This is a genomic window from Mucilaginibacter lappiensis (assembly GCF_900155965.1).
Taxonomy (GTDB): Bacteria; Bacteroidota; Bacteroidia; order Sphingobacteriales; family Sphingobacteriaceae; genus Mucilaginibacter; species Mucilaginibacter lappiensis.
Map to the genome: position 1 here is coordinate 448,914 of NZ_FTMG01000001.1, position 20,345 is coordinate 469,258.

Genomic DNA, 20,345 nt, shown 5'->3' on the forward strand with positions numbered 1-20,345 from the left:
TTTAATTGATTATGCGCAGGCTACGGAAACATCTTTGGGCAATGTGGTTGGTGGAACATGGCCGGAATTAGGCTTTGCTCTTCCTCCTACGCCGAAAGATAAACCCATTCCAGCGCATAAGAGATTATACTTTCTGACGCCTTCTTCGCATTGAGCCCTGAAAACCCGAAAGATGAAATGATGCAGGCTGAGCAGTTCCTGAACCTCCTTGCAGACATTTACCTATATCTTCCAAAACCTGCCACCGAATATTACAGCTGGCCGGATATAGTAGATAAGGGTTTGCATGATCTGGGAATAAAAGTCCACTGGAAATGAAAACATTATATTTTATTTTAAAAATGGCCGAAAGGTGATGGTCATACCGGACACCCAGGCACACCTTAACGGGCATGCAATTATTACGCACACATAGCGTATTCAAAGACAACGCTACCGGTAACCTGCTGCTATCCCGCAGCAAAGAAAGCACCCTTCACCTGGAGCATGTCAAAGATCCAAATTACTTAGGCTTCATTACTTTTGAATTGCCTGGAACACTATTTACTTACACCGCTGACGGAAAACAAGAATTGAATTCAGATGAAGTTACAGAACTCATTGAGCAACTGAGTGATATTCGGGATAACCCTTCTTTGTGGACTGAGAGAGATTAAATTTTGGTACAAGGTTTGCATAGTTCAAAATGATAATCAATGCAGTGTGATTATATATAATTAACCATTTAAAAACTGAAACAAAATGCCTACAAAAACAAACAAAAAGGCGGTTGCAGCAGCTGCAAGCCGCACTCCAGAAGCAGAAAGTGCTTTAAAAGAGTTATTCGTTGATGAGATCAAGGACATCTATTGGGCCGAGAAACATTTAGCGGCAGCTTTGCCAAAAATGATCAAAGGCGCAACTTCCGAAGATCTGAAACAAACGATCAACACACACTTGGAAGAAACCAAAAACCAGATCACCCGCCTGGAAAGTGTATTCGAATCAATCGGCGAAAAACCGGTCGCTAAAAAATGTTTAGCTATGGAGGGCCTGTTAAAGGAAGCCACCGAGTTGTTATCCGATACCGATAAAGGTACCGAGGTTCGTGACGTGGCGATCATCTCTGCCGCTCAAAAAGTAGAGCATTATGAGATCGCATCTTACGGCACACTGCGCACTTTAGCCGGAACTTTAGGCTACAGCGAAGCACAAGGTTTGTTAGATGAAACTTTAGCAGAAGAAAAGAACGCAGATTCGTTATTAACTCAGGTGGCTGAAAACTACGTAAACGAAGCTGCCGCCGCAGAGGCTGAATAATAAATAAATAGTAATAATAAATCAAACGGAGGGGTCGCCTCGGCGGCCCATCATTATAAAATTACTATGGAAGCGAGAACGCCCACCAAAGAATTAGATCCGAAAGAACTCAGGCATTTTTTCATCAGCCATTTGAACCGTATCTATTGCACCAAAAGCCAATTGGTTGAAAGGCTGCCGGAACTTGGAAAGAGTTCCCATTTCACCGATCTCCGGCAAGCCATAGATGAAACGGTCGAGGTCGTTCAAAACCAAATTTTTCGGATGAAGCAAATCTATATCATGCTTAATTCCCGGTATCAGCCGGAAAGCTGCATTGGTTTGGTCGGAATTTTAGATGAAGCTTTTCAATCCATCGGCATCCCTGATGAAGGTGGGGAGATTCGCGATCTATCCATCTTATTTTATATGCATAACATTGAAAGTATCGAAACTGCATCTTTTAAGGTGATGATGCTCGTTGCTGGCAAACTGGCTGAGCCGGATATTAAGCAGCTGCTGTTGGAGTGCTATGATGAAGCAAAAGAAGACAAAATATTATTCAGAGAAATAACTGAGAACTATCTCTAAGTCCTCGAAACCTTTGTTCTTGTTGCCCCTGATCTCTTTTGAATCTGACACTAAAATCTGGTTCACCTTCCGTAATCAGCTATAGTTCTCCTACATGGCCCTGACCTCATTCATTACTGCCTGTAATTTTTCCAGCCTGTTTCTACCGGGCCCACGATCACTAAATAATTAAAACCAAAATAATTTCAAACGCATAAAGAAAATCGCAAAACAATTCCCGCTTTAATTGTTATTAAGTAGACATTCCTATCTCGATAGCGCACCGCTTAAGTTTCCATTCTCTTATCCTGCACGTGTTTATATAGGCAAACAACTTGTTTATGACTAATAAACACATTCTAATTCTTGATGATAACGAAGCCATACTGGAAGTCGTTACCGAAGCCCTTATTTATGAAAAGTTTGAGGTGATGGATATTTCCTGGGGATACCAACTGCTGGAGGCCGTAAACGATTTTAACCCCGACCTGATCTTAATGGATTACCGGTTATCAGATACAAATGGCGGGGATCTTTGCCGGGCTCTAAAAAGTAATCCTGAGCACCGCCATATTCCGGTCGTTATATTCTCCGCCTATTTCAACCCGAATGACACTGACCAACCCGGCGAATGCGATGGGATATTATACAAACCATTTGATTTGGAACAGTTGTTGAAAATTGTGCACCTGTATATTGATCCCGGTCCGCATAAACAATGGACTAACGACGCTAAACACAATCCTGATTTGCAATTAGATAAAGGCAACTTATAAAAAGATATACCGTGGAAGATAAACAACACGTGCTGACCCTCTATATTGCGGGAAAGACACAAAAAGCCGAGCGTGCAATCGAAAATATTAACAAATATTGCGAAGAACACTTGCAGAACAGGTATTCGTTGGAAGTGGTAGATTTGAAAGAACATCCTGAACTGGCAGCCAGCCATCAAATTATAGCGATTCCTTCATTAATCAAAAAATTGCCGGAGCCTATACGCATATTGGTTGGTGACCTTTCAGGTGAGGAAAAAGTACTGGTTGGGTTAAATATTAAAACGGCTTAGCTAAACTGATGTCGCTTTTTTCAAAACTTCGATAACGACCTCTTTGGATATATTTTTCGGAATGTATTTTCTTAGGGTGAGGTAAAGATGATCAAGGTCGAAAGGTTTGGGGATATAGTCATCAAATCCAAATGCACTATATTCGTTATTGATGTTGTGATTGCAGCTCATTGCAATTACAGGAAGGTGGGGGTATATATCTTTGATCCTTTCGAGAATTGTTAAACAAATTTTGCCATCCAATCGGAAGTCAAGCATCACTACATGCGGACGATGTTGTTCAATAAGTCCTATAAAATCTGCTGTGCTGTCAAGTAATGCGTAAACCTGGTAGCCTTCCTGCTCCAGCGCATATTTTAAAATTTCTAAAATGTCCTGGTCGGTTTCCTGAATAATAATTTCCATCTGATCTTTTTTGTCCAAAAAAAGAAAGAAACTTTTGCTACGAGCTGGATGCCGTTTTTGGTTATGCGATGTAAATATACTCATTAATAAAATGAAAAACGATCCTAAAGGGGGAGGCTGAAATAAACACCGAACCTTGCCCACTTTCACTTTCCCCCCATATGTCGCCATCATGACCATGAATAATTTCCGCGCTTAAATAAAGGCCGATCCCAAAACCCGAGATATGATGTGTTTGATTTAGTTTCGACCCGGTTATAACGGTCATATACCTTTTCTTTGTCCTGTGGTTTCAGCCCAGTGCCTTCATCTTTAACACTTATTTGGGCGGTCTGTCCGACAAGCTCACGCTTAATTTCGATAGCCTTTTCCTTTGGCGAATACGTAATGGCATTATTGATCAAATTCGTGATAACAGAATTTGCAGGAACGGCTGACCTTCCAATTCCGGAGGCGCGATGGTCAAAGGCAATGCTAAAACATTTTTTGATTTGCCCCAGATCCGGAGGATGAGATCTTTGGCGGAATCAATGATTAGTTCGCGGCCTCTTAAAACGCCAATTGCTACTGGTGCCTCCTGGATGAGTTACTTAAACCGGGCTTCACTGCTCGCTAGCCCGTTGTTAGCAATCGAAAGCTGTGCGTTTGTCTTGCAATTCTGCAGCATATTTTTCCAGTAATTTTCTGGCGGCCACACGATAATACGGCAGTCGATCCGGCAACCAGGAAAAGTACCGCTTTCAGAAACCACGATGATATCCAGCGGATCGCCGTCCTCACCTTTGGTGCCGGGGATCATGCCGAAATCAAACAGGAACACCAAACCCGCCGACAGGATCTTGCTGAGCTGAAATTTTTACTTTCAGGTAGGGGAAACAGGCCCGCGCTTGAAAAATTCGGCATACATTAGCACCTTGCCCAATTGTTGAAAGCCTCTGATTTTTATATCTTCTTATAAGATCGAAAAAAACAAGATTGTGATAAATAAAAAACGTAATAGAACGTGATTGCAATAGAAAGATCACAGGTACGCACGCGCCCCACTTTGCCTGCCCTGCATTCTTGTCAGATTAGGTAGAATTGAAATAATTTCATGTTTAAAGCTTGGGTGTGTTTTGTATCATTTAACATGCAAACAACAAATTACAACTTATTGAAAATGAATAATTTACATACAAAAAAAACGTAACATACTGTAAATTAAGGCATGTTCGACAGTCGAACATTTTTGTTGTGAAATTAGCTATGCATATGAATTTCTTTACTGTTGTCATTTTATTTGATGAATGGTGCGAAAAACGATTTTATATTTAAAATTTTTCTGGTAGTAGGCTACTACACGACTACACTTACTACAATTTGTAGTAGGTAGCAGGATGTAGTAAATACTCCAATAACAGCCTACTACACTTCATATAGCCCGTATAACAGCAACTTATCTTATTGTAGTAATGTAGTAGGGTCATTATACTTGATATAGTATATTTTTACAGGATAGGTATAACTGCCATACCCTCTAACGGCATGTTGAACAAACCCTAATTTTTTCAATGCTTTACCCAAACCTTGTTTATTGAGCTTTATCCTGCCGTTAACTTTATCGCTTAGATAATCCAAAAAATCTGTTGCTGTATATTTTGCATCATAATCGGTCGGAATACCAGGAGCGTAATATTTCTGTAGGAGTTCCATTTCTGGGCTTATAATTCTGAACTGTTCATTGGCTAACTCATTTTGTTCAATCTCTTCTTTGGTCATATCATATTTAAAACCTTGCTTCCATAAATAATAGGCATGGCTCCAAACTATATTGATATCTATTTCCTTTTTATATGTCCAGTCGATTTTATGAACCTCAAAGCATAACCAGCGCACGTTAGCCTCATCGGTTAAAATTCGGTCATATTGGTTGAACCAAAGAACGAAATACGCCGGGGTGTCATTTTTGTTCTACGCTCATAAGGATGCCGGACATTGACCAGGAGTTTGCTCATCACCGATTTCAGCGCATTAATTTCAAAGCGCGAAAGCGTTGACAGTTCATCCAGTATTCCGATGAAATTGGAACTTAATGCTATCAGACTATCCTTATCTACACTAATATTTTCTACAAAATACTTTTTTAAGCGTTCCGGCACTAAAAATCTGCTGAAGGTGGTTTGCAAACACTAATAACATGAATTTTAATTTTTTCATACGCGAACTTTTTAATGGGGAAATCAAATACAAAAAAGCTTTTGCAAATTTAACTGGCAAAATATCACCAAGTGGTGAGTTCGTAATATTTAGTTTAATTTTTCGTTCGACATAGAATACGGTACAACACCTGAGGTTTTCATGCAATTTTCAGTAGGCTTACTACGAAACGTAAAAGTTATCTTTGGACAGTGAATTGAGAACCGATGCGCAAAAAGACCAAATCCATTCCTGTAAATACGATGACCGACAATATCGGCGCAGGTATTGCCATTGAAAGAATATCTTTCCATGATTTACGCACCCTGGACAATTCAACTTTAGACTCTTTTGAGGAATCAAAATTAGCACACCGTGAAGACCGGCATTCCTTCTTTCTCCTTGAAAACGGTATAGTTCACATGGAGATTGATTTTCAAAAATATGAAATTAAGTCCCCGTCTGTCGTCTACATGCACCCTGATCAGGTACATCGTATGATAGGTTTTGAAAATATAACCATCAGTAGCTGGGCACTCAATAATGAAAATCTGAATCCTGGACATCTGCAATTGCTGGAAGACATCGCACCAGCAAAACCGTTAGTTTTAAACGCAGCGACGTTTTCCATTATTTCCGAAGCGGTATCACTTTGTATAAAATTTTCCGAACGTAAAAAGGACAAACTATATCATTTGTTTTTAATTGACAGTTGCAACGCATTAGTAGCACTGGTTGCTTCACAATATTTAGAATTAGCTGAATCAACGGGCACTCTTTCACGATTTGAGCTTATTGCCAAATGCTTTAAATCAGCATTGGAACGTGATTTTATCACAGTGAAGCGTCCAGCAGCGTATGCTCAAAGCCTAAATATATCCACTCCCTATTTGAACGAATGTGTTAAAAATGCAACCGGATACTCCGTTTCATACCACATCCAACAACGTATTGTTTTAGAAGCAAAACGTTTGCTCTATCATTCCGATAAATCGGTAAAAGAAATTTCAGCTGAACTGGGCTATGAGGATTATTCCTATTTTTCAAAGCTGTTTACTAAAACTACAGGGATGACTCCATTGACTTTTCGACATAAAAACCTCGATTAGTACAATACCTACTTTGTTTTGACGTTGTTTACCCTAATTATACGATGTTCCTTTGTACTGACAATAAACTCGTATAAAATGGAATCGTTAAAAGAAAAAAAAGTACTGGTTTCGGGTGCAAGTTTTGCCGGACTTTCAACCGCTTACTGGATGAATAAGTTAGGTTACAAAGTAACCGTTGTTGAAATCGCAAAGGAACTTCGAAAGGGCGGCACACCTGTTGATATTCGTGAAAATACCGTAGACATCGTTAAACGTATGGGAATTTTCGAGCAAATCAAATCAAACAGGTTGAATATGGAAGTAATGGAATTTAAAAATACCGATGATGTTACGGAAGGTTCGATCACGCTAAAAAAAGAAGGGGAACAAATCCTTGTCGATGAATGCGAAATTGAGCGGGATATATTGCTAAATATTTTATTTGATTCCTTGAAAAATGAGGTAGAATTTATTTTCAGTGACAGCATCACTGCGTTAAACGAATCAAGAGAAGATATACAAGTTACTTTCAAAAATGGTTCGCAACGATCATTTGATTTGGTTTTTGGCTGCGACGGTTTACATTCGACTATAAGAAAAATTTGGTTTGGTCATGAAACTGAATACATGCATTTTCTTCAAGCTTATTTTTCGATCACCATTGTCAACAAATCGCTGATCAAACAAAATACCTCACAAATGTATAATGTCCCAGGCAAGGCTGTTATGCTTAATGCTTACAACAATAAGACGGATATCGTTCTTTGTTTCTTTTCAGAAAAAGAGATTACTTACGATTATCGTGATGAAGAACAACAAAGAGACATCATTTTGAAACAGTTTACCGGAGGAACCTGGAGAACTCCAGAATTACTTGCGGAAGTGCAGCATTCAAAAACTTTTTATTTCGATAAACTCTGTCAGATAAAAATGTTATCGTGGACAAAAGGTAGAGTGGCGTTGGTGGGCGATGCAGGCTATTGTGCTTCGCCAGCTGCGGGAATGGGTGGATCATTGGCAATAAATGGAGCGGCCGCATTAGCTGATGCTTTTCAGAAACACAACGGGGATTTTGAATTAGCGTTTCAGGATTACAACAAAAACTTCCGTCCCTTTATTGAAGAAATTCAAGAAGGAGCTGTAAAATTTGGATTAGAAATGCTTGTACCAAGAACCGAAGAAGCTATTCGGGAAAGAAATACACAAACGGAGACTTTTTAGCCTCTACGGAGATCTAAGTATTAGTAGTTCAAAAAAACTTTTATGATAGAGATCTTTAAAACCAATGTCAGGTCCCCAGCGCAGGCAACTGATGTGATAGATCTGCTAATTCAGCATTTCCCAACAGCAGAAATCAATTTTGACCTTGATGATTTTGACAATATTTTAAGAGTTAAAGGTGAGGAATTTTTTCCTTCTGCTTTCATGTAACCTACTGGTCAATCATGGCGTAGAATGCTGCTTATTATGACGACTAAGGTCGAAATTGATAACGTTAAGCTATTTTTTGCGGCATTTAAAAAATATTGAAGAACGACTTCCTCGCAATTTAGGAATCAGGATAGACGACAGCAACATAATATATAATGGACAGCAAAATTTTTACTTTTGTATCATGACAAATATCACTTTACATCTACTTACGGATAGTACCAATTTAGGCTTGTACAGCAATATGAGGTGTTTCAAATAAATTGTATCTTTTTAAAATTAGTAAATTTAGTCCAATAGATGCGCTTTTATACCCTATAGGGTGTTTTTTGGCTGTTTAGTGTTTAAAACAATTTGTATCCTTTTACATGTCATTTGATTGTTAATAAAACAAAATATTTTCCTTCTTCTATATAATTCTTAATATCAGATAGTTGCATTTATATTCTGATTGCTATTACCTAATTTATCGTTCTAATCGTACAGGTATTCTGCTGCCTATCATTTTAATTTGTAAAACTTGGTCAACAGACTCTTATCTGCTAAATTCGAGGGCAAAAAAACTTCATGCATAAAAAGATTTTTCAATAGAAAAGAACTTTTGATTTTCAGGGTGCCCAGAGGGATCGAATCCTCAGCCAAATGATTAAGAGTTATCGTTGGAATTTCTTATATTTTATTGAAAATCAATATGTAATCATAGTTATTTGATATGGCATTAGGGACAACTTCCAAGGATTTTAAAGGTGTTTGTATAACCTTTCTCCTGATATCATTTTTTCACGAGGTTAAGATTGATCGTGCCGCAGGAACAACGCAGCTGCTGACGTACGTTCTTATCGGAAACGACATACAATAGCGATCTGCATTCCACATTTTTACAATAAAGTGCTTCGGTCAATTCCTTGAAAGCCGCATATACAGGAATGAAATCTGTACCTTCTAGGTTCGGCCATTCTGTATAATGGACGCTGGGATTGATCTGCCATTGGTCAGAGTTCGACGTCGTGACCAATTGTTTGAAGTCGGTTTGCATTTTGGCGATGACATCCGCATCCGAAGTTTTACCCCAGGACCGGGCAGCTTGTGAGGCATCGCCAAGGAGCCGTGTATATTGGGCGGTCGCCTGCGGTAAGAGGTCATTCAACGTATGCAGGCCGTCGGCGCGGTACTCTACCCGCGCATGCAGACTATGGCACATCTCGCCCGATACATACTCTAGGTAATGCCGCATCAATGCCGCCGCGCTGCGGACGTCATCCATCTTTAAATAGTTCCATATCTCATTCCAAACATCGGTATCGTTCCACTGGTTCGGGCCGCTGTCGACGCTCCATTTGCGGAATAAGATAGAGGATTTGCGTTGGATGAGACCCGCGGTCGCCATGTGCTTCAGCCAGACCTGGTCGTGGGTGGTAATAATGAATTGCGTCTTCGGGAATTTCTCTTTCAACAGCCGGCAGACCTCGCGGCGATGACCGGTATCTACGGACATCAGTACATCGTCCAAGACGGCGAAGGTGAAATTATCTTTTAGGATGTGCTTCATCAGCGCCAGGTACAGGCATAAGCCCATGCCATCCTGGTGGCCTTCGCTGTGGTATGCTCCAGGCGGGAAGAACCCACGGCCGTAAAAGTCCACATCGAAACCCAACTTGCCCATAGATGGCGTTAGCTGCGCGGTGAATTCCGACTCGTCATCGTCATTGATAAAACGATAAAGCTCCACAAAATTACTCTCGACATCTTTATACAGACCTTCCAGGGTGCTGGTCACGACCTTACCGTAGGTATCCAGTACACCGCTGCTGACCTTATATTGTTCTTCTGCCTGCTTATGTTTCAGGGATGCAGCCCGGTAAGCGACCAGCCGCTCCTGGGCGATGATCAGAAATGTGCGCGCGGCGTCCTGCTGGGTCGGTTCGGGTATCGCAGAGATACCCTTATGTAAACTAGCTACCACATCAGTAGCGGCAGCAGGGCAATTGCCGTACCCATCCAGTGCTTCCAGCAGATCAGCAACGGGCAGAAATGCCGTGATGCGGGTTAGGCGGGTCTGCAGTGCAATGATGAACTCGTCCAAGGCTTTCACATCGATCGGCGGTTGCAAAGCATGCCCGTTATCTTTCACACCGCGGACCGCGGTGATCAGGTCACGCAGTTGCTGGCTATAGGGTCCCAGCCCTGCTTCGAGTCCTTTTCGGGTCTCGGAGATCGCTTCATAACCATTCAGTTTTTTCTGCACGGTCGCCTTGATCTGTTCCAGGCCGACCGGCGTATCACAGACCGGACAGTCATCATCTTCGACGAGAGTGAGCGCATTGCGCAGGAAACCTTCCCGGGTAAGGCTGCTGGCCAGGTCCGGATTGTCCTGCAGCTTTTCAAGCTTCCCCCGCAAAGAGGTCAGCGCCGTGCCTTTGCCGAGGATAGCATAGCCTTTTATGGCTGCGTCCAATACGACCAGGGCGATCTGCGCGTGTGGCTTCGAGATGTTGCTGGCCTTTGCTGTAGCCACGGTGGTCCCGTCGCTCAAATTCGTTGTCGGGGTAAGTTCGATCAGTACTGGCAGGTTCAAGAGGCTGCGGTTGGCGTTCACCGCGGCCAGTACCTTCTCTGCGCTGAGATCAGTAATGCCCAAAGCTGATAATAAACCTTTCTTTGCATCATCTTTGCCCGTCTTTAAGGGCGTTACGTCCCGCTTATGCGCGTTAGCTACTTTTTGCATCAGCACGCGCACCTGCTCGATCTGCCCCAGTTTCAGGAGTGCTTGCACTTCTTCGGAGCGGTCGCCTGGTGTGGAGATCACATATTTGATCAGTTCCCGACGGGACAGGGTGAATTCCGCGTGGTCGGCTACTTCCTTAAAGATCGCTAGGACATCCGCTGTTGCTGGCGTAATGGTCGGGTTTTGCATGTCACTGACCACCCGTTCAATGGTCGCTTTCTTGTTCAGCGATGGGATGAAGACGGTAATAACGACCTTAGCTTTAGCCGGATTGGTGCGGCTGTCCACATGTGGTGCATGCTCTTTGATGGTAATACCGCCGGTGCCACTGCCAGATAGCCGGGAGATGTTACCGGTTAGGCCGAATTCCAGCGCATCGACGATCCCGCTTTTGCCGGTGCCGTTCTTGCCGCAGATCGCGAAGTTCTTGTTGTTAAAATCCAGTTCCAGGTGCCGGACGCCTCTAAATTCGAACACCTCGATTTTTTTTACGGTGATCATAGCTCAGCACTTTTAGTGAGGGCGTTCTTTAGGGCCGTTTCATTGATCGCGTTGCCGCTGTTCAATAATTGTTCGAGTTCGTTGGTCACGACAGTCGGTGCCTCACTTTTGCGTAGTTCATCAATAAATTGTCGGAAGATTAGCTGCGGAACATCGGAAGAATGCGGTTTAGGTTGTTCTGAATTCATGATAATAAAGGTTGCCCGGTTTGTCTAAGTTAACGTTTTCTGCAGTACCATCAAATGAATCAATTACGATTTGCGAATATCCTATCACAAAAGAGGTAGAAAATAGAATTTTAATCTATAAGCCACCTTTAGTATCTTTAAACTAATGGAATCTATGCTTTTTTCGGAAGAATTTTTAAAACCACATTTAACAGGATTCCGGCTCTCTTCATTCGCTGATATCGAATATAAACGCGCGCTTCTGAAAACTTGGTTCAGCAGTATGACAACGGGTAAAATTGATTTATTTAAAGAGGAAGAAATTAAGTCTCGTTTTGTGTTGGAGATTTTCGGGGATATACTGGGATTCAACTATAAAAATCCAACTAAATGGCTGTTTAGAGAGGAATTGAAATCTAAAATAGACTCTACAAAACCAGATGCCGCATTGGGTGTATTTCAAATAACAGATCATGGTATTGAAGGCGACGTCAATGTAGTTGTTGAAATAAAGGATATAAAAACGGATTTGGATAAACGACAAAACCGGGCTGGCATGAAATTAACTCCCGTCGATCAGGCATTTCTATATGCGTCGAAAATGGGAGGACATTGCAATTGGGTAGTTGTTTCGAATTTTAAAGAGATAAGGTTTTATAATTATCGAACCCAGGTATTTTATCAAAGTTTTACACTGCAAGATTTACAGGATGAAAACAATTTAATGGCTTTTCTATTTCTTTTTCATAAAGACCGGTTGACCAATTCTTATAAATCATCAACAGATAAGCTATATGAATTACGGCCACCGGAGAAAACCCGATTTATAAAGGAGACGCATATTGTGGATCAAATTTATTTATCGATAAAGAAATTTCAAGGGTTGGGATTTATTGACCCTGACTTTATATGCAATATTAAGCCATTTAATATTTTAGACGATCATGTTTGGCATTACAAAAACGGCCGGATGATCAGCCTAAATCAAGAAATCGCCAGCTTTTTAAACGACGTGAAGATTGTTGACGGTGAATTTATTTTTAGCCACCAACTAATAGGTCAGTTAAAAATTGCAAATGTTACTGAGGTGGAGTATAAATTGAAATATATCCTTGATCAGTTAAAAAATTGTGGCGTTACTGAATTGGGTGCTATCAAGGACCTTTTAACTATTCGTAGAAAAAATGCTTCGCAGATGGGTTTTAGTATGCGACATCTTACCCACGTAAAAGATGAAGAACTCGTTTTAATCGACACCGAAATTATCCATAATACAAATTGTGATTGTGTAAATTGTAACTATCGTAGTTTGGATTTCAAAGCTTTTCTTCAAAAATTAAAAAGGGCTGAAACCGAGCCAATACTTGAGCCCCTCGAACTGGCTTATGCTCATTACATGATGGCCACTGATAATTTCAAAAAATCATATCATTTGTATAAAAAGGCGGAGGAAGCATCTCGTGGTCATGAAAGTAAAATAAATGAATATTTTGTATCAAAGATTAATCAAATCAGCCTACACAATCTTGTTGAATCTTATGATGAACAACATGATAAAACCATTCTAAAAGACATAAAAAGCATTGATTTGGATCGTAGCATCCATAATGAGTTAGATATTTATGTTGATAATGATGTTCGTAAATACTTGTTAGAGATCAAGGAAAATAAGGTCTACCTAAAGATTAAAAACAAAGCGAATGAGTTAATAGATAAACTTGAAAAGGGTAGCCAAAACGCCTCAGATCTTAATAGTCTTAGTTGGCAGTACAATTTACTTTATTCTTATTTTCATAAGGGCTATCTTGTATTTGATGCCTTCAGCGATTTCAAAATTCTTGTATCAAGGATTATGAAAACATTTATAAAAAGTTTTGCAGAAGGCCAACTTAACAAGGTTACTGCATTTCATATCACAGAGGCTATTATGTATATGCATGCAAAGGAGCTTCAAGATATCCTTATGAATTCCGGTGACCTGTTAATGACACCTGAAGACAAAGCAGATCTGGTAAATAAGACGGAGAAATTGCTCAGGAGCTATTTCAAAGATGGTTTTTTGGGACACTATTTAAAAGAAGATTTGCTTACTGCCCACCTGGTAAATTACCACTTTCAAGAAAAATTCACCAATATATTCAGTAACCTGTTTACTGTTCTGTCAAAAGTTGATCTTAATGATTTTCAAGTTAAAGTCCTTGTTCATCCTATTATAGGGTTTGTTTTAACCGAAGATATACTCGCATATTTTGATTTGACCGAATTAGGAAAGTTTATAGAACGGCACGGGGGAGCGTTTAAAGCACATGAGTTACTCGAGTTACTTAAGAAAGCGATAAATAACGATAGTTATGGGACACATAAATATCATACCTTATTAAAGTCCGTAGCTGTAGCGTATCATAAGTTTCACCCTGACTCTCTAATTCAGGATATAGGTTTGGTTAAGCGGGCGGTGGCTAATGCCACGGATCATAAAGGGGAGCTGCATCCGGCACATTTAATACCATTATTTCATATATTTTCCGAAGAAGGCAGGTTAATATTACTTCAGGAATTTGAGAATTCACTAATCAATGGTTTCGAACATTTTCTATACATCGACGCTTTAGGAAACGAATTATTTGATTGGGAGTACAAAGACTTTTTTAGCAGGTTTGTGCAGCAGGTGAATGCACATAAACGTGGCGGCCTAACAGGCTTTGAGAATAACCAACCGCAATATAACGATGTCTACATGATTAATCTTATCTATCAGGTAATGACACGTAAGATTCCGAGATCACATCCTGTACTGCAACAGTTAACAGGATTATCAGAATTTGAGATTTGGGCACTTGATCCTAAAAATTTCAATTATGAGAATTTTGATCCTATGTGGTTGCTGACCATAAATCATGATATCATGCTAAGCCAGTTCCACGATCTTCCTGAAATGGGGAATAAATTAAAGTTGTATCTAGCGAACAACTATCAGGAAGATCTGTCCAAGATATACTTCAAATATTTTATATAGGAAGCATAAACCAACCGGCCCACCTAAGTTTAGATGACAAAAAACAGTTTTCCACTATAAGGCGAAGTGTAACGATACTTTATCCAGTCAGAGTAATGTATGATATGACCGCTATAGCCTATATGCTTGAACATTAGAACCATTAACATAAAAAGCAATTTATTTACAATTACTTCCAGTTCTTCTTGTTTTTCCGCAAGTTCATCTTCCCCAAATGGTGAGGTGCCATGCAGGAATTTATTTCGCGTATTTAGAATGGCGACATCCTCGTCAGGTAAGATGATATCAAATAGCTCGAATGGTCTTGACAATTTTTTCGCATTAGTGGGGCTATTTAAACTGTTGATCTTTGCATCAAGAATACCCTTGCCGTATTCGGTAAGAAATGCACCATATTCATTTACAACTCCGCGTACCTTGTTAATTATTGTTTTTGCCAAAGTTTTGTCTTCTATTGGATTTATACGGTCCTGGTTTTCTTCGTAAATAATCCCCGCAATTGTTTCAATTCCGATAGAATAAATGCCACCCTTTAACAAAACTTGTTTTGATTGGTGCCCTTCAATAATAAACCGGCAGCAGCGGGCGTACACCACATTTTCATTTACCATTTGGCACAATGATGAGAAGACTTCCATGCTCATCGGAATGCAGTGGTGATGATAAGACTTTGAACTGGTGGTATTTTCGAGATGTAATCTGAAAGCGTTATGATTCAGAAGGGTAATATTCGTGATGGCGGAAGGCTCTTTTTTTTCATAGATTAGGCGCTGTATAGCATTGTAATCCTCGTTAATAACATGATAATAATATTCTCCCAGATACAAATTACCAGACACCAGGGCATAGCCTGTAATAATACTGTTTGATGCTTTTTTAAATAAATCCAATGATGTTGGAGCTAGAGACTCAATAATCAAATGATTCCCGTTATCATCTAATGATTTGTATAATTGAAATTTTTGGTCGTCAATTGTTACCTCCGTTAGTCCCGACGGCAAATAATGATTTTCTATTTTTAATCTTTTGTCACTGAGAGCAGTAAACCCCGGATTATTGTCAACTGGAATGACTAGGCGCAATAATTGATTATCAAATTCTTCAGTACGGCCCTTTTGAAAATGCGTCAGCCTAAACTTTAAGAGAGAAGGCGTATTTAATGATCTGCTTATTTCCAGAACGGATTTAGCCCTAATAAAGTAAGTATCTTCACCAGATTCTAAATAAATGTCTTCAAACGCCCCGTAACCTTCGCTTTTTTTGCCTTCAACAGGCTCAACGAGATCTTCACAATAAACCTTGCAAAGAAAGTCTTCATTCGATTTTTTTTCAATCGTTGCCAGTTGATGATTTAAGGGTGTTTCCGGGCTTATAATTTTATATACTTTTTCAGATTGCAGTTGATTTATCGCTTTTAGCGACCGATAGATATTTTTTTCTATGTCGAAGGGTATCTCATCGTTGGTATTTTCCGGGTTAGGTACCATAATAATTCCATTTTAGTTGACGTTTAGCGAAGATATTATTTTTTATGCGGTGTGGACTTCCCGACCATGGTTATATGGGTTTTTAATAAATATCTAATGATAAGATTGCAGCGGACCTAAATCATGATACTGTTTATTGTATATTCGACGTATCAATCCAAACTTTATGACATCTTATACTAATGAGGCCCCGGATGATTTGCAGGTGTTTTTGAATAAGCTGAAATTATATCTTGACAAAGCTTATTCTAAGCCTGATAAAGAAAAATTAAAAAGGCTGCTTGCGTCTGCTAAAATCGATATCCAAAAGACTGGCCGATGGGGTTCGATACATGCTCATGCTGAAGCAAAAGTCGTTTTTTATGTCTTATACAAGAATCTCGAATTAATAACACCGGGAGTTAAAGAAAATCTAAAAAATATAACCTACCAAATGCTTCAAGCAGAAAACTGTGGTTTGGAAGTTACTGATTTGGAGTTTTTTCCAGTCGCCAGTCCTGAGAATGTCAGTGTGGAAGAAGAGTTAATGGAAACGATCGAGGCTGCAAAGCAAGTTACTAACGGAATAAATTTACCGGCTGAACTGATCGCCAAAGGCAAAGAAATGAGCGAGGCATACTTGTATATCTACTTTGTAGAGAATGCTTTACGCTTATTTATAGAGAAAATTCAAGGACAGAAACCATTAGATTTTCCCCGTGATGTAACACGCACTATAGAAAAGAATAAAAATAACGAAGCGCAAAGTCGTTTCTTGCCGCTTCGAGGTAATTCCGATCTGTTCTACTGCGATTTTGTGCAGTTGCAACAAATTATTGTGCACAATTGGGAGTATTTCAAAGAATATTTTCCTCAGCAAGACCAACATTGGCTCAGGGTGAAAATTGAAGATATGTATCGGGTACGAAACTTGATAGCTCATTGTGGTTATATCAGTAAAGAGGAACTGCAAATGATCAAAAGTAATTTCAAAATGATTTTGCGGCAATTGAAGTTTCAGGATAATGACAAAGACGGTTTCTGAAAAAACAGAATATGATAAAATGGCACAAGTATCAAGAAGATGATCCTATAGAAAAATAGGATACTGCCCAAAGGATAATTGACTGTTTGGGTACAAACATGCAATTATACTTTCAATGTATCAACCAGCCAGAACGCACGAGGTTCGTAAAAAAAGAGTTAGTAAAATGGGCCACAAGTTAGGCTTTAGAGTGCATGCAAATGGACTTACAGCGGCAGATTTGAAAGAGATCGAGGTGGAGTTTGTTAATGATGAATGGTTGTTTGATCTGCATTGGTTCACAAATGGAGTTGAGCCTTATTCGGTTCAATCTTTACCACTGGTCGTTGAGTGTGAGTGGAACCCACGAAGAAAAGGCGATAGTAAGACACTATACAGTGGGATAAAGTATGATTTTCAAAAGCTACTCATTGCAAATGCTGATTTGCGTCTCATGATATTTAAAATAGCAAAAGAGACTGAGTTGGAAGTACTTGGAGGATACTTCAACAGCGCAATTCAAAAACGGTCTTTTAATCCCTTAATAATTTGACCGATACCCTGCCTAACTGCCAAATGTTCTTCGCGCTTTTTTTCGCAGATTTCCCACCAATTGGGAATGTGCAAATATTCCGTAATGCTGAATTCCGTAATCGCACCTAAATAATCATTGAATTGATGGTAGGGCTTAATTTTATCTTTATAAGTTCTGAACCCGTCAAAATACTGCTCCGGCAATAATTCTTTTCCTGTTAAAATTAATACCGGGTTTAAAGGCCGGTTGTTGCTTCTACCTCTTTGAAAATATTTTACCAGTTCGCTGATATAACCAATTTCTTGTTCATCTAATTGTTCATTTAAGGTAGCTAACGTAAGTACCGAGCCAGGAAATGCATCACCTAAAACCTTCATTCTTTCAATATCTTTTTCTGTAAATTTTTTGTAAGTCTTACATTCACAGAACACTAAATCGGGCTGTTTATATTCATCGCGTGAGTTTTGGATCAATAAACAAAGGTCAATTTCTTTCGGCGGGTTTTTTATCCCGGATTTTCCCTTACTGAGCTCAAAGCCGAAAAGCGCAGAAGATTTCCCCCTGGTGTCGCCGAATTCTGATTGAAAAAGACTAAGAGCTGCAAAAACAGCCATTACCCCATCTGCTTTGTTGGTACGCGTAAATGGTCCAATGCCACGATATGACCATGCAATTGAGTCAGGATCAGCCATTGGTAAAGCATATTGGTTTCGACAGACCGGACAAGTGATCTTTTCGCTGAGTGCACCGGGTAAGAAAAAGCCATGTTGATCGCATACCGCACATTGGATGCGGGCACCCATTTCAATAATTTTATGTTCAAGTAATCGATTCACAAAATATCGCGCGTCATCCACTTTTTTAATACCCATCGTTTTTTTGATCTCGGCAACTAACTGCACGTGAGAGATTTCCCTGCCGCCTTCAAAAAGTTCGATAATCTTTAACGGACCTACCCGTAGAAATGACCTTCCGAAGCGTAGTCCTCCGATATTTTTAAGCACTTCTTTAGCCAATTTACTGTTTGCTGTTTCTTTGAGATCATATCCTGTATTTTTGAAGTAAAACCTAAAAAAGTCAAGAGCTTTCGGCAATGACAACATAATGCGGTCATCAGAGCGGTTAATAGTTCTGTGAACGCCCGCACGTGAAAGCCGCCATTCTCTGAAATCAATTGGCGCAGCAACTTGTCTAAGTTGGTGATTCGTTATTCCGGTGAGTAGTTCCGCGTGTTCTGCGTATTCATCATGCAGTGATATTTCGAGAACAATTTTATAGGCAGATTCTCTCGAAAGGTTATAATGCGCTTCAAATGGAAGCTGCTGCGCTTTAAATTCAATCCGTTCCTCAATGACGTCGTAATGATCAAAATGAGAATGATAAAATGGAATTTCGCTTTTTATTTGATCGGCATCCTGATATTCGTAAGAGGCCCAGAACCGTGGGAACCAGCCCTGCCAGGAATAAAGCCTTTGCGAACTGTTTTGAGAATCAGCAGGCAGAACTTTTGTCCATGCAGCGTCAGCTTCATTTTGCGGAAGAATATTACCCACTAAATTTGTAACCATGCTCATATTACCTTTTTGTGATTTTGTGACCCATTCTGCAAAACGAGCTATGTATCCTTTTATATAAGGATTCTCTGCAAGATCTATTGCAAATGGAACAACTTGCCACCCGGCTGCACGAAGGTTCCAATAATTTATAACGTCCTGAAGGCGGTCAGACCGCATAAAATAAATTGCAGCACCTCTTTTATAAGGTTTGGTCGACCAACTGTTTAGTTTATAAATGTTCATATCAAGAACATCAACTACAGGAGTATCACGATAATTTTCCATTGAGGCCCAATCTAAAACAGGCCTCCCGAATGCATCATTACCATCATATATGTCGGCAATAGCACTTTTAACAAACTCTGGCAGGGCTCCGATGAAGGCTTTCAAAAGCAGATTATCTGCTGCAATTATAGGCAACGCCAGTGTCAACTTATCACTACGGACGAACTTGAATTCATTTTTTAAAAGATGACTTGCTATCTCCGTTACCGAGATAGCATGATCATATTGACCGTTGATTAGCTCCTCCAAATATTTTTCAATACTTTTTACATTTCGTTCCCCCGATAGAGCCGAAACTGCCGGTTCTGTAATATCCGCATCAAAAAGAATTATATCAGGGTCATAGTTCTCAATTGTATTTTTGTAATAATCAATTGTAGAGATGCCAATATTGAATTCAATCCGATAGTTTACCGGAAGTTCTTGATAATAAGCAAAGATTGGTGAATGGATACCACCCCATAATGACCAGGCGAGTTCCATTGCACGACTGAACCTTTCCTGATTGTCGGGTTGTATCAGAAACAGAAATCTGATCGGTGCTAATTTTTGATTGATACCAGCGTTCATGCACTAATTGGAAAAGTTTAGATATATAAGATGCCATTGAATAATAACTAAGAGCCCTTATTTTTCAAACTTAACAACAAAAAGATAAAAACTAAGCAGATTAGCAGATATAACGTTATTATTAAACTTATTAAAGCTTGTCACAGAAAATAATTTAAAAGAAATTTGTGTCATACTTTTATTCTAAACCATCACACATGCAACATTTTGATGAGGCCCGTAAACTTGGCGAAAAGCTTTATTTTTATAAACCCTATCCACGAGAATCCGCATTTAACCCAATCATTAAGCGTGAGGATATGTGGGGTGCATCGTTTTTCTTAGCAGCAGTTCTCGAAAAAACGTTCCCAGCCGAAGGATTGGTCATTACAAAGGAAAAACTGAAAGAACTCCGCGACCAGTTTTTAAGCGACACCGGAAACGAAATCGATCTCGACGATCTTTTTAGTAAAGGTTGGCTAAGATGGATATTGGGGAGGGT

The 20,345-nt window shown here is 39.8% G+C and carries 20 protein-coding genes and 1 pseudogene; 12 read left to right on the plus strand and 9 right to left on the minus strand.

Annotated features, from left to right (window positions below; translation table 11 throughout):
* The first annotated feature begins 150 nt into the window (after positions 1-150).
* The 6 genes from BW976_RS29185 (at position 151) to BW976_RS01910 (ending at position 2,917) form a co-directional block, all read left to right on the plus strand.
* Positions 151-318, plus strand: a complete 168-nt coding sequence (locus BW976_RS29185; RefSeq protein WP_175614010.1) for a hypothetical protein — start codon at positions 151-153, stop codon at positions 316-318.
* A 74-nt stretch (positions 319-392) separates the two neighbouring features.
* Positions 393-656: a hypothetical protein gene (locus BW976_RS01890; RefSeq protein ID WP_076369826.1), complete on the plus strand. Its 264-nt coding sequence runs from the start codon at positions 393-395 to the stop codon at positions 654-656.
* Between the two features lie 85 nt (positions 657-741).
* Positions 742-1,299 carry a YciE/YciF ferroxidase family protein gene (locus BW976_RS01895; protein ID WP_076369828.1) on the plus strand — a complete coding sequence of 186 codons (558 nt, stop codon included), beginning with the start codon at positions 742-744 and terminating at the stop codon, positions 1,297-1,299.
* A gap of 66 nt (positions 1,300-1,365) precedes the next feature.
* Entirely contained in the window at positions 1,366-1,869 is a 504-nt protein-coding gene (locus BW976_RS01900) for a DUF892 family protein (protein WP_076369831.1), read from the plus strand.
* A gap of 320 nt (positions 1,870-2,189) precedes the next feature.
* Entirely contained in the window at positions 2,190-2,624 is a 435-nt protein-coding gene (locus tag BW976_RS01905) for a response regulator (RefSeq protein WP_076369833.1), read from the plus strand.
* A gap of 11 nt (positions 2,625-2,635) precedes the next feature.
* The gene (locus BW976_RS01910) at positions 2,636-2,917 is read left to right on the plus strand and encodes a circadian clock KaiB family protein (protein WP_076369835.1); all 282 of its coding nucleotides are present in this window, start codon (positions 2,636-2,638) and stop codon (positions 2,915-2,917) included.
* On the opposite strand, the gene BW976_RS01915 is transcribed toward BW976_RS01910, so the two are convergent.
* From BW976_RS01915 to BW976_RS01935, 5 genes and pseudogenes are all read right to left on the minus strand, one after another.
* Complete coding sequence (locus tag BW976_RS01915) at positions 2,918-3,496, minus strand: response regulator (RefSeq protein WP_175614011.1); 579 nt, start codon at positions 3,494-3,496, stop codon at positions 2,918-2,920.
* Complete coding sequence (locus BW976_RS29985; RefSeq protein ID WP_084192013.1) at positions 3,493-3,822, minus strand: ATP-binding protein; 330 nt, start codon at positions 3,820-3,822, stop codon at positions 3,493-3,495. Before BW976_RS29985 ends, BW976_RS01915 begins: the two co-directional genes overlap by 4 nt.
* An 86-nt stretch (positions 3,823-3,908) precedes the next feature.
* Positions 3,909-4,163: pseudogene (locus BW976_RS01925) on the minus strand (inorganic diphosphatase); the annotation flags it as partial.
* Positions 4,164-4,762: 599 nt separating this feature from the next.
* On the minus strand, positions 4,763-5,197 hold the full coding sequence (locus BW976_RS01930) for a hypothetical protein (protein ID WP_076369843.1): 435 nt from the start codon (positions 5,195-5,197) through the stop codon (positions 4,763-4,765).
* Positions 5,198-5,211: 14 nt separating this feature from the next.
* Positions 5,212-5,487, minus strand: coding sequence for a VapE domain-containing protein (locus BW976_RS01935; RefSeq protein WP_084192015.1), 276 nt, complete (start codon positions 5,485-5,487; stop codon positions 5,212-5,214).
* Between the two features lie 273 nt (positions 5,488-5,760).
* Here BW976_RS01935 and BW976_RS01940 point away from each other — a divergent pair, with 273 nt between their 5' ends.
* From BW976_RS01940 to BW976_RS29190, 3 genes are all read left to right on the plus strand, one after another.
* Positions 5,761-6,606 (plus strand): AraC family transcriptional regulator, encoded by an 846-nt coding sequence (locus BW976_RS01940; RefSeq protein WP_245834600.1) that lies wholly within the window; start codon positions 5,761-5,763, stop codon positions 6,604-6,606.
* 78 nt (positions 6,607-6,684) lie between these two features.
* Positions 6,685-7,809, plus strand: coding sequence for an FAD-dependent monooxygenase (locus tag BW976_RS01945; RefSeq protein ID WP_076369849.1), 1,125 nt, complete (start codon positions 6,685-6,687; stop codon positions 7,807-7,809).
* Between the two features lie 42 nt (positions 7,810-7,851).
* Positions 7,852-8,019: a hypothetical protein gene (locus BW976_RS29190; protein ID WP_175614012.1), complete on the plus strand. Its 168-nt coding sequence runs from the start codon at positions 7,852-7,854 to the stop codon at positions 8,017-8,019.
* Between the two features lie 772 nt (positions 8,020-8,791).
* On the opposite strand, the gene BW976_RS01955 is transcribed toward BW976_RS29190, so the two are convergent.
* Both BW976_RS01955 and BW976_RS01960 read right to left on the minus strand, forming a co-directional pair.
* Positions 8,792-11,245 (minus strand): ATP-binding protein, encoded by a 2,454-nt coding sequence (locus BW976_RS01955; RefSeq protein ID WP_076369851.1) that lies wholly within the window; start codon positions 11,243-11,245, stop codon positions 8,792-8,794.
* A complete protein-coding gene (locus BW976_RS01960) occupies positions 11,242-11,433 on the minus strand; it encodes a hypothetical protein (protein WP_076369853.1) in 192 nt (63 codons plus the stop codon). Before BW976_RS01960 ends, BW976_RS01955 begins: the two co-directional genes overlap by 4 nt.
* Positions 11,434-11,578: 145 nt before the next feature.
* On the opposite strand from BW976_RS01960, the gene BW976_RS01965 reads away from it, so the two are divergent.
* The gene (locus BW976_RS01965; protein ID WP_076369855.1) at positions 11,579-14,428 is read left to right on the plus strand and encodes a hypothetical protein; all 2,850 of its coding nucleotides are present in this window, start codon (positions 11,579-11,581) and stop codon (positions 14,426-14,428) included.
* Between the two features lie 29 nt (positions 14,429-14,457).
* Here BW976_RS01965 and BW976_RS01970 read toward each other — a convergent pair whose 3' ends face one another.
* Positions 14,458-15,915, minus strand: coding sequence for a hypothetical protein (locus tag BW976_RS01970; protein ID WP_076369857.1), 1,458 nt, complete (start codon positions 15,913-15,915; stop codon positions 14,458-14,460).
* A 166-nt stretch (positions 15,916-16,081) separates the two neighbouring features.
* On the opposite strand from BW976_RS01970, the gene BW976_RS01975 reads away from it, so the two are divergent.
* Together BW976_RS01975 and BW976_RS01980 are read left to right on the plus strand one after the other, a co-directional pair.
* Positions 16,082-16,939 carry a Swt1 family HEPN domain-containing protein gene (locus BW976_RS01975; protein WP_076369859.1) on the plus strand — a complete coding sequence of 286 codons (858 nt, stop codon included), beginning with the start codon at positions 16,082-16,084 and terminating at the stop codon, positions 16,937-16,939.
* A gap of 115 nt (positions 16,940-17,054) precedes the next feature.
* Positions 17,055-17,471, plus strand: coding sequence for a hypothetical protein (locus BW976_RS01980; protein ID WP_076369861.1), 417 nt, complete (start codon positions 17,055-17,057; stop codon positions 17,469-17,471).
* Here the strand turns inward: BW976_RS01980 and BW976_RS01985 are convergent.
* Positions 17,438-19,864, minus strand: a complete 2,427-nt coding sequence (locus BW976_RS01985; RefSeq protein ID WP_076369863.1) for a hypothetical protein — start codon at positions 19,862-19,864, stop codon at positions 17,438-17,440. The two genes, BW976_RS01980 and BW976_RS01985, sit on opposite strands and share 34 nt — an antisense overlap.
* Between the last annotated feature and the right edge of the window lie 481 nt (positions 19,865-20,345).

What these genes read in the sequence shown, in the direction of transcription:
- BW976_RS01890 (WP_076369826.1), top strand. Translation starts at nt 393, where the DNA reads ATGCAATTATTACGCACACATAGCGTATTCAAAGACAACGCTACCGGT.
- BW976_RS01895 (WP_076369828.1), top strand. Translation starts at nt 742, where the DNA reads ATGCCTACAAAAACAAACAAAAAGGCGGTTGCAGCAGCTGCAAGCCGC.
- BW976_RS01900 (WP_076369831.1), top strand. Translation starts at nt 1,366, where the DNA reads ATGGAAGCGAGAACGCCCACCAAAGAATTAGATCCGAAAGAACTCAGG.
- BW976_RS01905 (WP_076369833.1), top strand. Translation starts at nt 2,190, where the DNA reads ATGACTAATAAACACATTCTAATTCTTGATGATAACGAAGCCATACTG.
- BW976_RS01915 (WP_175614011.1), bottom strand. Translation starts at nt 3,496, where the DNA reads ATGATGGCGACATATGGGGGGAAAGTGAAAGTGGGCAAGGTTCGGTGT.
- BW976_RS01940 (WP_245834600.1), top strand. Translation starts at nt 5,761, where the DNA reads ATGACCGACAATATCGGCGCAGGTATTGCCATTGAAAGAATATCTTTC.
- BW976_RS01945 (WP_076369849.1), top strand. Translation starts at nt 6,685, where the DNA reads ATGGAATCGTTAAAAGAAAAAAAAGTACTGGTTTCGGGTGCAAGTTTT.
- BW976_RS29190 (WP_175614012.1), top strand. Translation starts at nt 7,852, where the DNA reads ATGATAGAGATCTTTAAAACCAATGTCAGGTCCCCAGCGCAGGCAACT.
- BW976_RS01955 (WP_076369851.1), bottom strand. Translation starts at nt 11,245, where the DNA reads ATGATCACCGTAAAAAAAATCGAGGTGTTCGAATTTAGAGGCGTCCGG.
- BW976_RS01960 (WP_076369853.1), bottom strand. Translation starts at nt 11,433, where the DNA reads ATGAATTCAGAACAACCTAAACCGCATTCTTCCGATGTTCCGCAGCTA.
- BW976_RS01965 (WP_076369855.1), top strand. Translation starts at nt 11,579, where the DNA reads ATGGAATCTATGCTTTTTTCGGAAGAATTTTTAAAACCACATTTAACA.
- BW976_RS01970 (WP_076369857.1), bottom strand. Translation starts at nt 15,915, where the DNA reads ATGGTACCTAACCCGGAAAATACCAACGATGAGATACCCTTCGACATA.
- BW976_RS01975 (WP_076369859.1), top strand. Translation starts at nt 16,082, where the DNA reads ATGACATCTTATACTAATGAGGCCCCGGATGATTTGCAGGTGTTTTTG.
- BW976_RS01980 (WP_076369861.1), top strand. Translation starts at nt 17,055, where the DNA reads ATGTATCAACCAGCCAGAACGCACGAGGTTCGTAAAAAAAGAGTTAGT.
- BW976_RS01985 (WP_076369863.1), bottom strand. Translation starts at nt 19,864, where the DNA reads ATGAACGCTGGTATCAATCAAAAATTAGCACCGATCAGATTTCTGTTT.